We start from the raw sequence: 14583 nt of genomic DNA, 5'->3' as shown, positions 1-14583 counted from the left end.
TACTATGAGCAAGTTTGCTATTGTATTCCCAGGTCAGGGCTCACAAGCTGTAGGTATGCTTGCTGAACTTGGCGAACAATACGACATCGTAAAAGAGACTTTTGCGCAAGCCTCAGAAGCGCTTGGTTATGACCTTTGGTCTTTAGTGCAAAATGGCCCTGCGGAAGATCTCAATCAAACTTTTCGTACTCAGCCTGCTTTGCTGAGCTCATCTGTCGCGATTTGGCGCGTGTGGCAACAATTAGGTTTGGCGCAACCTGCAAACTTGGCGGGTCACAGCCTAGGCGAGTATTCAGCGTTGGTCTGTGCGGGTGTTATCGACTTTAAACAAGCGATCAAACTGGTTGAACTGCGTGGGCAATTGATGCAAGAAGCGGTTCCAGCGGGTACGGGTGCGATGTACGCGATTATCGGTTTAGACGATGACGCTATAGCAAAAGCATGTACTGAAGCGGCTCAAGGCGATGTAGTATCACCAGTTAACTTTAACTCTCCTGGTCAAGTTGTGATTGCAGGTAGTAAAGATGCCGTCGAGCGTGCGGGCGTGCTGTGTAAAGAAGCGGGGGCCAAGCGTGCACTTCCACTGCCAGTTTCAGTACCATCACACTGCGCATTGATGAAGCCTGCAGCAGACAAACTGGCGATTGCTCTAGAATCTATCGAATTTAATACCCCGCAGCTTCCTGTTATTAATAACGTAGATGTGGTTGCAGAAACCGACCCGGTGAAGATCAAAGATGCCCTTGTTCGCCAGCTTTACAGCCCAGTTCGTTGGACCGAAAGCGTGGAACTAATGAGTCATCAGGGGGTCGAGAAATTATTTGAAATGGGTCCTGGTAAAGTATTAACCGGTTTGACCAAACGCATTGTTAAGTCTCTAGAAGCGGCCGCAGTGAACGATATTGCTTCGCTGGACGCTGTAAAATAATAAGGAAAAACCAATGACAGACTTATTGAATTTAAGTGGCAAAGTTGCCCTTGTGACAGGTGCTAGCCGTGGTATTGGTCGCGCGATTGCGGAAACCTTGGTTGAACGCGGTGCAACCGTCATCGGTACAGCCACATCAGAAAGTGGCGCAGCCGCCATTTCTGAATATTTAGGCGAAAATGGCAAAGGTTTTGCGTTAAATGTCACCCAAGCTGAGTCAATTGAGGCTACAATAAAGGCCATCAACGATGAGTTCGGCGCGATTGATATTTTGATCAATAATGCAGGCATCACACGTGATAATCTGTTAATGCGCATGAAAGATGACGAATGGAGTGACATTCTTGACACTAACTTAACGTCTATCTTCCGCCTGTCAAAAGCGGTTATGCGTGGCATGATGAAAAAGCGTGATGGTCGCATTATCAACATCGGCTCTGTTGTTGGCACTATGGGTAACGCAGGCCAGGCAAACTACGCAGCCGCTAAAGCAGGTGTAATCGGCTTTACCAAGTCTCTTGCACGTGAAGTGGCATCGCGTGGTGTGACAGTGAACACGGTTGCCCCTGGTTTTATCGAAACCGACATGACTCGTGCGCTTAATGATGAACAACGTGCCGTCACTTTGGCGAATGTACCAGCAGGTCGCCTTGGTGATCCTCGTGAAATTGCTGAAGCTGTGGTATTTTTGGCGTCGCCAGCGGCGGCTTACATCACTGGCGAAACACTTCATGTGAATGGCGGCATGTATATGGTTTAAATTTTGTGCAGCATCTGTGCATGATTTAGGTCAAATATGTAATGAAAATCGGTTAAAATCGCGTAAATTGTGGTTTGACCAGAAAAGTTAGCCTTGCAACTTTTAATAGATTGAATAAACTACGGAAAACATCGCATAAAGCGAACTCTGTAAAGGAAAAGAAAAATGAGCAACCTCGAAGAACGCGTAAAGAAAATCATTGTTGAACAACTAGGTGTTGACGAGTCTGAAGTGAAAAACGAAGCTTCTTTCGTAGATGACCTAGGCGCGGATTCTCTAGACACCGTTGAGCTAGTAATGGCACTAGAAGAAGAATTCGACACTGAGATTCCAGACGAAGAAGCTGAAAAGATCACAACTGTTCAAGCTGCTATCGACTACGTGACTGCTAACGCAGAGTAATAGTCTCTCCCAGGCGGTCACCTAGACCGCCTGTGTTTTTTCCAACTTCTTCTATCCTCCCATAGAAACTCAATTCCCGGAGAATTATATCGTGTCCAAGCGTCGTGTAGTTGTCACTGGCATGGGTATGTTGTCACCGGTCGGCAACACTGTAGCAGATTCATGGAAAGCCCTGCTGGAAGGCAAAAGTGGTATCGTCAATATCGATCATTTCGATACAACTAATTTTTCTACCCGTTTCGCAGGTCTGGTGAAAGACTTCAATTGCGAAGAGTACATGTCTAAAAAAGACGCTCGTAAAATGGATTTGTTTATCCAGTACGGCATCGCCGCAGGCATTCAGGCTCTGGATGACTCAGGTCTGGAAATCAACGAACAGAATGCACATCGTGTTGGTGTGGCAATTGGTTCTGGCATCGGTGGCCTGGATTTAATTGAAACTGGCCATACCGCTCTAGTCGAGAAAGGCCCACGTAAAGTGAGTCCATTCTTCGTTCCTTCAACCATCGTCAACATGGTTGCGGGTAACTTGTCTATTATGCGTGGCTTGCGTGGCCCGAATATCGCTATTTCTACTGCTTGTACTACAGGCTTGCACAATATTGGTCACGCTGCGCGTATGATCGCTTACGGTGACGCCGACGCTATGGTCGCTGGTGGTGCTGAGAAAGCCTCAACTCCGCTTGGTATGGCAGGTTTTGGCGCTGCGAAAGCGTTATCTACCCGTAATGATGAGCCACAGAAAGCGTCTCGCCCTTGGGACAAAGACCGAGACGGTTTTGTTCTGGGTGACGGTGCTGGCATCATGGTTTTGGAAGAGTATGAACACGCTAAAGCGCGTGGCGCGAAGATTTACGCTGAGCTGGTTGGCTTTGGTATGTCTGGCGATGCTTACCACATGACGTCTCCGAGTGAAGATGGTTCTGGCGGAGCACTGGCGATGGAAGCGGCAATGCGCGATGCTGGTATTGTCGGCACACAAGTTGGCTACGTGAATGCTCATGGCACATCAACACCTGCTGGTGATGTGGCAGAAATTAAGGGCGTTAAGCGTGCTCTTGGTGAAGAAGGCGCGAAGCAAGTTAAAGTTTCTTCAACTAAGTCAATGACTGGGCACCTTTTAGGCGCCGCAGGCTCGGTTGAGGCTATCATCACGGTGATGTCATTGGTCGATCAGATTGTTCCACCAACCATCAACCTGGATAACCCAGAAGATGGGCTGGACATCGACCTCGTACCGCATGTTGCACAAAAAGTGGAGATGGAGTACGCCATCTGTAACTCTTTCGGCTTCGGTGGTACTAACGGTTCTCTGATCTTTAAGAAAATCTAAGTGCTTTAGAGTTTAGAAACTTGTATTTAAACGGCTCGATGCTTAGCATTGAGCCGTTTTTGTTTTTTAGGGATGCTGAAATGTTTTGGGTAAATGGTGTACCAAGTGAGATGGTTTCGCTTACCGACCGTTCATTTCAATATGGTGACGGATGCTTCACCACTATGTTGAGCCGATATGGCCATATTGAGCACTGGCCTTTACATATTGAACGCATGCAGGCGTGTTTAAGCGTATTACATATTCCTATTCCCGACTGGTTACAAGTGAAACAGTGGCTAGACTTAGCGGTACTTGCCGATGAAAAAGCGGTGCTTAAACTGCATATTAGTCGGGGGCTTGGTGGGCGAGGGTACAGTTTTTCCGAGGTCACGCAGCCACTCGTAACGATCTCAAGTGCTTCCTATCCGCCGCATTATGCCGCTTTGCAACAAACAGGCTTGCAACTTGGGGTGTGTCAAACCCGTTTAGGTATTAATCCGTTACTTGCCGGACACAAACATAACAACCGTTTGGAACAGATTTTGTGTAAAGCGGAGATGGAAAAGCAAGGCTATCAAGACGGCGTCACCTTAAATGTGCAAAATCATGTTATTGAAACTACAATGGCCAATCTTTTTTGGTTCAAAGAATCGGTTTTGTACACCAGTGATGTGTCGCAAAGTGGTGTGGCAGGCATTATGCGCCGCTTGATCCTCGCTCAAGCACAGCATGACAGCATGCCAGTCAATGTGATTGATGCGCAGATAGCACAGCTACTTGATGCAAACGAAGTGTTTGTTTGTAACTCTTTGCTCGGTGTAGCGCCGGTTACCCGCATACAAGAGCGCAATATGCCGATTGGTGAGATGACACGATACTTTCAAGGAATTTTCTGCTCGTGATTAAGAAGTTATTAGCCGTAATTATTGTTGCTGCCATCGTCATCGCGGTGGGCAGCCAGTATGTATTATCGCAGATCAAGCAATACGTTGAACTGCCGGTGAACATCGAACAAGCGCAAATTATCACAGTCCCAGCAGGCAGCGGATTTAGCCGCGCGCTGATCTTGCTTCAAGATAAGCAATGGATAGACGACACCCCCTTTGCCCGTCTGCTACCGAAACTCTATCCTGAGTTGACGCAGATTAAAGCGGGTACTTATCAAATACGGCCAGAGATGTCGCTCTATGATGTGTTGGTGCTCTTTAACGAAGGCAAGGAGCATCAGTTTAGTATCACTTTTGTGGAAGGAAGCCAGTTTAAAGAGTGGATTGAACAGATCGCCAATGAGCCGTACTTGATCCACAAGCTTGAGGGATTAAGTGAAGAGGAGATCGCCACGCAGTTAGATGTGCCTTATAGCAAGCTGGAAGGACTGTTTTTAGCCGAAACCTACCACTACACCATGGGAACATCGGATATTGAGCTGTTAAAACGAGCGCATAGTAAACTAAATAAAATACTCGACAAGCATTGGCAGAGTCGTCAGGAGAAGTTGCCACTGCAATCCGCTTATGAAGCGCTTATTTTGGCTTCTATCATTGAAAAAGAGACGGCGATCGACGACGAACGCGAGCGAATTGCCTCAGTCTTTATCAATCGCTTGAATAAAGGTATGCGTTTACAAACCGATCCGACGGTCATTTATGGCTTGGGGGAACGCTACGACGGGAATATCCGCAAGAAAGATCTTCGCACGCCGACACCGTACAATACTTATGTGATCAATGGCTTACCACCAACGCCGATTGCGATGGCGGGTGAATCCTCTATTCAAGCGGCATTAAATCCAGAAAAAAATAGCCACTACTTATACTTTGTTGCCAGTGGGAAAGGAGGACACGTTTTCTCGAAAACATTGGCAGAGCACAACAGCGCAGTACGTGCATATTTACGAGAATTAAGAAAAAAATAATGAACAAGACAAAATTTATCGTCGTAGAAGGATTAGAAGGCGCGGGGAAGAGTACTGCAATCAGTACCGTTTTGGATGTACTTCGTACGGCTGGTATTCAAGATGTCGTGCAGACTAGAGAACCCGGTGGAACCCCGTTAGCAGAAAAGTTACGTGCTTTGGTTAAAGAAGAACACTCAGGTGAGCATCTACACGATATGACCGAGTTGCTGCTGCTGTATGCGGCACGTGTGCAACTGGTGGAAAACGTGATCAAACCTGCTCTTGCCCAAGGGCAATGGGTGGTGGGGGATAGACATGATATGTCATCACAAGCGTATCAGGGCGGTGGGCGTCAGATCTCTCCGCTATTGATGAAAAATCTGCGTGATACCGCGCTTGGTGAATTCAAACCAGATTTTACCATTTACATGGATATCGAACCCAAAGTGGGTCTTGAACGTGCTAGAGGGCGTGGGGAGCTTGATCGAATTGAGAAAATGGATATCAGCTTTTTCGAACGTACACGTCAACGTTATTTGCAGATTGCCCAAGCGGATCCATCAGTAGTGATTATCAATGCAGAACAAGCGATCGATGCGGTTGCGCAGGACATTCGCACCGTACTGCAGAAATGGTTAGTGGAAACACAGGATTGAGGATGGTACACGAGTATCCTTGGCTAGAAAATGTGTGGCGCGGGTTACAAGCGTCAATGGCTGCGCAGCGGCTACCTGGTGCGGTTTTGTTGCAAAGTGATGCCGATTTAGGTGTCGAAGTTTTAGTGGACGCGTTTGCTGCCGCTTTGCTGTGCAGAACCTACCCTGATCAGGCCTGCGGGTTTTGCCATAGCTGTGACTTGGTGAGATCCAATAATCATCCCGATCTCCATCGTATTCTCCCTGAAAAGGAAGGAAAAGCGATTGGCGTCGAACAGATCCGCCATTGTAACCGTTTAGCGCAGGAATCGTCCCAGTTGGGAGGTTACCGACTTTTTATTATTGAACCTGCCGAAGCAATGAATGAGTCAGCCTCCAACGCGCTGTTGAAAACGTTGGAAGAATCAGGCGAACAGTGTCTTTTTCTGTTGGTGAATCGGGATAAAAAGCGCTTGTTGCCAACGATTGTCAGCCGCTGTCAGCAATGGACGGTAACGACGCCAGATCTCAATACCGCGGTAGAATGGCTGTGTCAGCAGGGCGTGAAGGACGTTGCAAAAGACTTACTTAAACTCAGTCATTATTCGCCACTGCAAGCAAAAGCGATGGCGCAAGCCGGAGGGCTTGCTGAGTATCAAAAGCTAGAGGCGCTTTTTCTCAGTGTGCTGACCCAACCTTGGGGCGATATCACCGAGTTGGTTTCGTTTATACAAACGTCTTCGCAAAGAAATCTGACTTGGCTGTGGTATCTATTATCTGATGCGCAAAAAGCGGCATTTCGTTTAGACAGTCAAGACCTCTTATTTGGCAGTCAAGCATTGAGCCACTGCCCACTTATCCGTTTGCATTCTGCTATGGAATCGCTCACGCAACTCATGCAACAATTGCGTACGTTTCCCGGTTTGAATGAAGAACTGCTTATTACTAACTGGATTATAGAAATCCGAGAGGCATTATGTTTGTAGACTCTCATTGTCATTTAGACAAGTTGAACTATGACGACCTGCATCTGGATATTGCAGATGTGATTAACAAAGCAAAACAAGTCAACGTCGACCAACTTCTCTCGGTGGGTGTGACTTTGGATTCTTTCCCTAAAATGCTTGAGATGATTGAGCCGTTTGACAATGTTCGCGCCTCGTGTGGCGTCCACCCTTTGGATGTAGAAAGCGATTTTTGTTTGGCCACGCTAAAAGAGTACGCCAGTCATCCGAAGGTTGTTGCCGTAGGGGAAACCGGGCTCGATTACCATTACCAACCTGAAACGGCAGCGCTGCAGCGTACTCGCTTTGAACAGCACGTAGAACTTGCCGTAGAGCTCAACAAGCCGCTGATTATCCATACGAGACAGGCGAGAGAAGATACGCTCTCTATTTTAAAAAGTGGTGCAGCTGAGCAGTGTGGGGGCGTTATTCACTGCTTCACTGAGGATATGCCTTTTGCTCAATCCGCTATGGAATTAGGCTTTTACATTTCGATTTCAGGGATCGTTACGTTTCGACAAGCAACCGAATTGAAGGATGTGGTCAAAAACCTACCATTAGACCGCTTGCTGATTGAGACCGACGCACCTTATTTGGCTCCGGTTCCTCATCGAGGTAAAGAGAATCAACCAGCGTTTGTTGTTGAGGTTGCCGCATACATTGCCCAGCTTAAGGGCATCTCATTAGTGGAAGTTGCGCAAAAAACGAGCCAAAATTACCGAGATCTTTTTTTGCGATAAAAATATAAAAGCTGTTCAAAAAGAGAGCATTTGCTCTCTTTTTTTTCGTTATGTGTGTCGAAATAATCCAATAGCGCTTGTTAACGAAATATGTTGATTGATTCTACGACAATTCACGCAAATGTAATTTTGTTACTAAAAATAACATTGAACATCATTTTATTTACGCTATAAAATTAATTTTGTTAATTACAAAGTCATATAAAAACAATAACTTACTGCATTGTTTTTCTCTATTGACAGACGTAAATGTGTGTGATCCAAGGCTTGTTTTGAAACTAAATTTCGTAACTTTGTGGAAAGTTTGAGTGGCATCAAGATATATTTAGAGGCGGAAAATATAATGACAAATGTGGTTACATTTTCATTGGGTGCTAACATTTAGGCTACGGGGGTGTGCCGTTAGAACCCAAAATTCTAATAACTTAATCAGGAGCATAAACATGTTTAAAAACCTTTTTGCTAACCTGCAAAAAGTTGGTAAAGCTCTGATGCTACCAGTATCAGTCTTACCAGTTGCGGGTATTTTGCTTGGCGTAGGTGCTGCCAACTTCAGCTGGCTACCAGAGGTGGTTTCTCACCTAATGGAGCAAGCCGGTGGTTCAGTATTTGGTCAAATGGCACTTCTATTTGCAGTAGGTGTGGCACTTGGCTTTACCAATAACGATGGTGTTTCAGGTCTATCGGCTATCGTTGGTTACGGAATCATGGTTGCAACGCTAAAAGTGATGGCAACCGTTATGGGCGCAGACAAAATCGACACGGGTGTCCTAGGTGGTATCCTTGCCGGTGGCGTGGCTGCTTGGGCATTTAACCGTTTCTACAAAATTCAACTTCCAGAATACCTAGGTTTCTTCGCTGGTAAACGTGCAGTGCCGATTATCACTGGTTTCCTATCTATTATTCTTGGCGTGATTTTGTCATTCATTTGGCCACCAGTGGGTGCTGCAATTGCATCGTTCTCTGATTGGGCAGCGCATCAAAACCCAGTAACCGCATTTGGTATCTACGGCGTTATTGAACGTTCTTTGATCCCATTCGGTCTACACCACATCTGGAACGTACCATTCTTCTATGAAGCGGGTACTTGTGTGAACGGTTCAGGTGAAACAGTACACGGCATCATGACCTGTTTCCTAACTGCTGATGACGCAACTCGTGCAGCGGGTAATGGTTTCGGTCAGCTAGCTGGTGGCTACCTGTTCAAGATGTTTGGTTTGCCAGCTGCGGCGTTTGCTATCGCTCACTGTGCGAAACCAGAAAACCGTGCGAAAGTAATGGGTATCATGGCGTCAGCAGCTCTGACTTCATTCCTAACCGGTATTACTGAGCCAATCGAGTTCTCATTCTTGTTCATCGCTCCAGTATTGTACGCAATCCACGCAGTGCTTGCTGGTCTGGCTTATGTACTAACTAACTCACTGGGTGTTGTACACGGTCACACCTTCTCGAACGGTTTCATCGATTTCGTAGTTCAATCTCCACGTGCGGAAAACATGTTGCTGCTCGTTGGTTTGGGTGTTGCTTACGCAGTGCTGTACTACGTTGTGTTCACTTTCGTTATCCGTGCAATGGATCTGAAAACACCAGGTCGCGAAGATGAAACTGCAGACGTAACTGCAACTTCAGGTACTGAATTAGCAGGTGAACTGGTTGCAGCCTTCGGTGGTAAAGCGAACATCACTAACCTAGATGCATGTATCACTCGTCTACGTGTTTCTGTTGCTGATACTGAAATCGTTGACCAAAGCAAACTGAAAAAACTGGGTGCAGCAGGCGTAGTTGTAGTATCAGGTGGTGTACAAGCTATCTTCGGTACTAAGTCTGACAACCTGAAAACTGAAATGGATGAGTGGATCCGTAACCACGGTTAATCTTCCATTGTCATGTGAAAAGGAGGCTTCGGCCTCCTTTTTTATTTTGCTTCTTTTGGCGTTTATTTGTAAGCGTATCATAAACCCCGCATTCTAATCGTTTAGCCCGAATAATAAGATCAAACCTCCAACCCAAAGGAGATTTGAAATGGCCAAACGACGCACTAACCAAGAATGGCGAACCCTGTTCGAACACTATGAATCCAGCCAGCTATCACAACGATTATTCTGTGAACGTAACGGACTGAGCCTCTCCACTTTTTACGCTAAGCGCCAACAGTTAAAGCACATCGAAAAACCGAACACGGTTGGCTTTGTTAAAGCAGAAGTCGTTGAAAAGACCACAAAGTATCAAGCCACTCACGTTGCCGTTGCCAATATGACCCTGCTCGTCAATGATGTTGAACTGAGCATCCCACAAGGCACGCCAGCGACCTATCTTGCAGAACTTATCGGTGCGCTGTCATGAAACGTATGCTCAGTGCTCCCGAAATCTATCTCTATCGCGAAAGCGTCGATTTTAGAAAGTCCATCAACGGCCTCGCTGCGATGATCGAAAATGACACCGACTTGCCCTTGGGCAGCGGCGCACTGTTCCTATTCACCAACAAACAACGCGACAAAATCAAAGTGTTGTACTGGGGTGTGCCACGAACAAAAGGCTAAGTCCTTTTGGAGCTGTGCTACTGATGGGAGATGGCCTCCCGAAATCTGCCTGTAGGGGTCGGTTTCAAACCGCCAAGTGCTGCTGTATTTAAGAGGTATGGTAGTGAGCGACTTTGGAAAAGGTATCAATAAGATATTAGTTATGAATCAAGAAGATGAGCGAAAGCAAACCGTCCGATGACGCATCGTTAAGGATTAAGCATTGTCAAAACTAGGGGCGCCCAGTAACCCTAGGATTAGCTGAAAGGAAACCTACTTACTGTTTCAGCGGCAATCGGTGTATAGGCGGCATGAGCTTGATTTAGGCGGTAGCATGGAACGTGGGAACCTGGATTTGAGTGTTAAGGGAAATGACAAATGGCAAATACCATGAGGAAGAATACCGATATCAAATACAGGGACGGAGCTGCTCGTAGTAGTGATGAGTCATCTGTAATGGATGAGGAGCGAAGGGGCAGCATTATCCAGTTGATGAAATTCAGTCAACCTAGCAATGTTAGGGAGGAGCCAGATGGCATCAACAAAATCGTTTGATATTTCAAAACAACTCGTTTGGAGGGCATATCAGCGTGTAAAAGCTAATAAAGGCGCAGCTGGTGTAGACAAAATCTCTTTGTCTGCATTTGAGCGAAACCTGAAAGGAAATCTCTACAAGATATGGAATCGTATGTCGTCAGGCTCCTACATGCCACCACCTGTTCAGCAGGTAAATATACCTAAGAAGGATGGTGGCACAAGGAGTCTGGGAGTCCCTACTGTGTCTGATCGCATCGCTCAGATGGTGGTCAAGATGCAAATAGAACCCGAAATAGACAGATGCTTCCATCCTGATTCTTACGGTTATCGACCAGGGAAATCGGCACTGCAAGCGGTAGATAAAACTCGACTGCGGTGTTGGCGAATGGACTGGGTCGTTGAGTTTGATATCAAAGGCGCATTCGACAATATCGATCATGAGTTTCTGATGAAGGCTGTGCGTCATCATGTAAAGATTAAGTGGGCTTTACTGTTCATCGAAAGATGGTTAAAAGCGGCAACACTCAATGTTGACAACGTCCTAGAACCTCGTACTCAGGGTACTCCCCAAGGCGGGGTGATCAGTCCGTTACTGATGAATCTGTTTATGCACTATGCGTTTGACACTTGGATAAGTAAAACTTCTCCAAAATGTCCATTTGCTAGGTACGCAGATGACGCTGTTGTCCATTGTCATTCCAAAGCACAAGCAGAGTATTTGCTACGAGCGATTGGAAAGCGCTTGAAGGAGTGTAAGCTTACTCTACACTGAGGAATCCCCTAATGATTTTGATAAAAATCATTAAGTTAAGGTAGATACACATCTTGTCATATGATCAAATGGTTTCGCCAAAAATCAATAATCAGACAACAAGATGTGCGAACTCGATATTTTACACGACTCTCTTTACCAATTCTGCCCTGAATTACACTTAAAACGACTCAACAGCTTAACGTTGGCTTGCCACGCATTACTTGACTGTAAAACTCTCACTCTTACCGAACTTGGCCGTAACCTGCCAACCAAAGCGAGAACAAAACATAACATCAAACGAATCGACCGATTGTTAGGTAATCGTCACCTCCACAAAGAGCGACTCGCTGTATACCGTTGGCATGCTAGCTTTATCTGTTCGGGCAATACGATGCCTATTGTACTTGTTGACTGGTCTGATATTCGTGAGCAAAAACGGCTTATGGTATTGCGAGCTTCAGTCGCACTACACGGTCGTTCTGTTACTCTTTATGAGAAAGCGTTCCCGCTTTCAGAGCAATGTTCAAAGAAAGCTCATGACCAATTTCTAGCCGACCTTGCAAGCATTCTACCGAGTAACACCACACCGCTCATTGTCAGTGATGCTGGCTTTAAAGTGCCATGGTATAAATCCGTTGAGAAGCTGGGTTGGTACTGGTTAAGTCGAGTAAGAGGAAAAGTACAATATGCAGACCTAGGAGCGGAAAACTGTAAACCTATCAGCAACTTACACGATATATCATCAAGTCACTCAAAGACTTTAGGCTATAAGAGGCTGACTAAAAGCAATCCAATCTCATGCCAAATTCTATTGTATAAATCTCGCCCTAAAGGCCGAAAAAATCAGCGCTCGACACGGACTAATTGTCACCACCCGTCACCTAAAATCTACTCTGCGTCGGCAAAGGAGCCATGGGTTCTAGCAACTAACTTACCTGTTGAAATTCGAACACCCAAACAACTTGTTAATATCTATTCGAAGCGAATGCAGATTGAAGAAACCTTCCGAGACTTGAAAAGTCCTGCCTACGGTCTGGGCCTGCGTCATAGCCGAACGAGCAGCTCAGAGCGTTTTGATATCATGCTGCTAATCGCCCTGATGCTTCAACTAACATGTTGGCTTGCGGGCGTTCATGCTCAGAAACAAGGTTGGGACAAGCACTTCCAAGCTAACACAGTCAGAAATCGAAACGTACTCTCAACAGTGCGCTTAGGCATGGAAGTTTTGCGGCATTCTGACTACACAATAACAAGGGAAGACTTACTCGTGGCTGCAACCCTGCTTGCTCAAAATCTATTCAAACATGGTTATGCTTTGGGGAAATTATGAGGGGATCCCTCAGCGCCAAATATCAACCCAGAAAGCCAAGATGTTGCCGAGCTACAAGCGATGGTGAAAGCGCTGATGGCGTCAGAAACCCAATTGAAACAAGAGCGCCAATCGCTGCTTGAACAACTCAAACTTGCCTTCGACCGTCAGTTCGCTAAACGCTCGGAGGCGTTAAAGCCTTACAATGAATCCCAAGGTGACCTCTTCAACGAAGCGGAGTGTGAAGCTGCTAAAGAAGAAGAGGTTGACGTTGTCACAACGACCATCACAACGAAGAAACGCGGTAAACGCAGACCACTGCCAAAGAGCTTGCCTCGTGAAGTTATCGAACTTGATTTAGACGACGATGAAAAGCAGTGCACTTGCTGCCAACATAACCTGCATAAAATCGGTGAAGACCGTAGCGAGAAACTTGAGTTCACGCCAGCGGTACTCAAAGTGTTGGAATATGTTCGTCCTAAATATGCTTGCCGCCAATGCGAGCAAACAGAAGACAAAAACCACGTTGTTCAAAAGCCAGCGCCGCAAAGCATTATCCCTAAGAGCTTCGCGACAGAAAGCTTGCTGGCCAATATCATCCTCGGCAAATACCAATACGCGATGCCACTTTATCGCCAAGAATCCCTGTTTACCCAGTCGGGTATCGAACTATCACGAACCACCATGGCAAGGTGGATTATCCAAGTCAGTGAGAAGTTCGCTCCACTTTACGCGGCCTTGAAAGCGCACCTACTTGAGCAAGTGGTGATTCAGGCGGATGAAACGCCGCTCAATGTCCTCAAGGAAGACAAGCAATGCTACATGTGGCTCTACTGCTCGGGCGCGGACTCGCCCGATGCCGCGCTCCCTAATGTGAGAAATATCGTCTTGTATGACTATCAAAACAGTCGCGCGAGGTCGTGCCCTGTTGCCTTCTTGGGCGACTATGATGGGTATCTGCAAACCGATGGCTATGGTGTTTATGATGGGCTTCATCGAGTCACCAATGTCGGTTGCTTTGCGCATGCTCGGCGCAAGTTCATGGAGGCGAAAAAGCTTCAAGGCAAAGGCAAGTCAGGCAAAGCGGATAGTGCATTGGCTAAAATCCAGAAACTCTATGGAATAGAATCCCGCTTAAAAGGTGCCAGTGCCGAAAAACGGAAAGCAGAGCGCCAAGAGCATGCTAAGCCGATACTGGATGAGCTTTATGAATGGATGACAACTCAGAAAGTGCTTGAGTCTAGCCCGGTGGGTAAGGCGATAAAATACACGCTCGGTCAGTGGCCGAAGCTCACCCGCTATATCGATGACGGTCACTTATCGATAGACAACAACCGAGCTGAACGCGCAATAAAACCGCTGGTTATAGGCAGAAAGAACTGGCTCTTCTCGACCAATCCCAATGGAGCCGAAGCGAGCGCGATGCTTTACAGTATCGTCGAGACAGCGAAAGCCAACGGCCTTATCCTTTACGACTACATGGTCAAGTGCATGCAGGAGTTAGCGAAAGCTGAACCTGATATCGATGCACTCCTGCCTTGGAACTTCAAACATTAATAATATCGCCCCGTGGGTTCATGGGGCGGATACGTTTATTTGAGTGTTCAACGCGAGCGGTTTTTGTGTCACTCCCACATTAGTTTTGCATCCTCAATCTTCTTAATTAGGTTATTCGCATAACCTGAGAAATGATTTTATCCAACTGTTTTAGGATGATGTGGTGTTCAGCTCTATCCTCCTGCATTTATTCTTCAGCAACTTTTGGGGAAACTTCTGTTTCTAG

General features: G+C 46.4%; 15 protein-coding genes. All 15 read left to right on the top strand.

All coding sequences use genetic code 11. The features are described 5' to 3' along the window. The first annotated feature begins 4 nt into the window (after positions 1-4). The 15 genes from fabD (at position 5) to tnpC (ending at position 14357) form a co-directional block, all read left to right on the top strand. Entirely contained in the window at positions 5-928 is a 924-nt protein-coding gene (gene fabD / locus I3X05_RS11140; protein ID WP_193157865.1) for an ACP S-malonyltransferase, read from the top strand. 25 nt (positions 929-953) lie between these two features. Next, entirely contained in the window at positions 954-1688 is a 735-nt protein-coding gene (fabG, locus tag I3X05_RS11135; protein WP_045570831.1) for a 3-oxoacyl-ACP reductase FabG, read from the top strand. A gap of 165 nt (positions 1689-1853) precedes the next feature. Then, positions 1854-2090, top strand: coding sequence for an acyl carrier protein (gene acpP / locus I3X05_RS11130; protein WP_039429816.1), 237 nt, complete (start codon positions 1854-1856; stop codon positions 2088-2090). 91 nt (positions 2091-2181) lie between these two features. After that, positions 2182-3423 (top strand): beta-ketoacyl-ACP synthase II, encoded by a 1242-nt coding sequence (gene fabF, locus I3X05_RS11125; RefSeq protein WP_045570775.1) that lies wholly within the window; start codon positions 2182-2184, stop codon positions 3421-3423. An 80-nt stretch (positions 3424-3503) separates the two neighbouring features. Continuing rightward, the gene (pabC, locus tag I3X05_RS11120) at positions 3504-4307 is read left to right on the top strand and encodes an aminodeoxychorismate lyase (protein ID WP_045570774.1); all 804 of its coding nucleotides are present in this window, start codon (positions 3504-3506) and stop codon (positions 4305-4307) included. Beyond that, positions 4304-5320, top strand: coding sequence for an endolytic transglycosylase MltG (gene mltG / locus I3X05_RS11115; protein WP_045570773.1), 1017 nt, complete (start codon positions 4304-4306; stop codon positions 5318-5320). Before pabC ends, mltG begins: the two co-directional genes overlap by 4 nt. Continuing rightward, a complete protein-coding gene (gene tmk / locus I3X05_RS11110; RefSeq protein WP_045570772.1) occupies positions 5320-5958 on the top strand; it encodes a dTMP kinase in 639 nt (212 codons plus the stop codon). Before mltG ends, tmk begins: the two co-directional genes overlap by 1 nt. Before the next feature lie 2 nt (positions 5959-5960). Continuing rightward, positions 5961-6923 (top strand): DNA polymerase III subunit delta', encoded by a 963-nt coding sequence (locus tag I3X05_RS11105; protein ID WP_045570771.1) that lies wholly within the window; start codon positions 5961-5963, stop codon positions 6921-6923. Next, entirely contained in the window at positions 6914-7681 is a 768-nt protein-coding gene (locus tag I3X05_RS11100) for a TatD family hydrolase (protein ID WP_045570770.1), read from the top strand. Before I3X05_RS11105 ends, I3X05_RS11100 begins: the two co-directional genes overlap by 10 nt. A 443-nt stretch (positions 7682-8124) precedes the next feature. Further along, positions 8125-9555 (top strand): PTS glucose transporter subunit IIBC, encoded by a 1431-nt coding sequence (ptsG, locus tag I3X05_RS11095; protein WP_045570769.1) that lies wholly within the window; start codon positions 8125-8127, stop codon positions 9553-9555. 148 nt (positions 9556-9703) lie between these two features. Further along, entirely contained in the window at positions 9704-10024 is a 321-nt protein-coding gene (tnpA, locus tag I3X05_RS11090) for an IS66 family insertion sequence element accessory protein TnpA (protein ID WP_045570768.1), read from the top strand. Further along, positions 10021-10221, top strand: a complete 201-nt coding sequence (gene tnpB / locus I3X05_RS11085) for an IS66 family insertion sequence element accessory protein TnpB (RefSeq protein ID WP_197541328.1) — start codon at positions 10021-10023, stop codon at positions 10219-10221. The genes tnpA and tnpB overlap by 4 nt, the downstream gene beginning before the upstream one ends. A gap of 511 nt (positions 10222-10732) precedes the next feature. After that, positions 10733-11509, top strand: a complete 777-nt coding sequence (ltrA, locus tag I3X05_RS11080; RefSeq protein WP_337970720.1) for a group II intron reverse transcriptase/maturase — start codon at positions 10733-10735, stop codon at positions 11507-11509. A 103-nt stretch (positions 11510-11612) separates the two neighbouring features. Next, entirely contained in the window at positions 11613-12821 is a 1209-nt protein-coding gene (locus tag I3X05_RS11075; RefSeq protein ID WP_045568620.1) for an IS4-like element ISVsa5 family transposase, read from the top strand. Positions 12822-12881: 60 nt separating this feature from the next. Then, the gene (gene tnpC, locus I3X05_RS11070; protein WP_193277828.1) at positions 12882-14357 is read left to right on the top strand and encodes an IS66 family transposase; all 1476 of its coding nucleotides are present in this window, start codon (positions 12882-12884) and stop codon (positions 14355-14357) included. The last annotated feature ends 226 nt before the right edge of the window (positions 14358-14583 follow it).

Origin of the sequence: Vibrio navarrensis, assembly GCF_015767675.1 — a bacterium.
Taxonomy (GTDB): domain Bacteria; phylum Pseudomonadota; class Gammaproteobacteria; order Enterobacterales; family Vibrionaceae; genus Vibrio.
The sequence above is the reverse complement of the archived record's forward strand: the minus strand, read 5'-3'. Positions and strand labels throughout refer to the sequence as shown.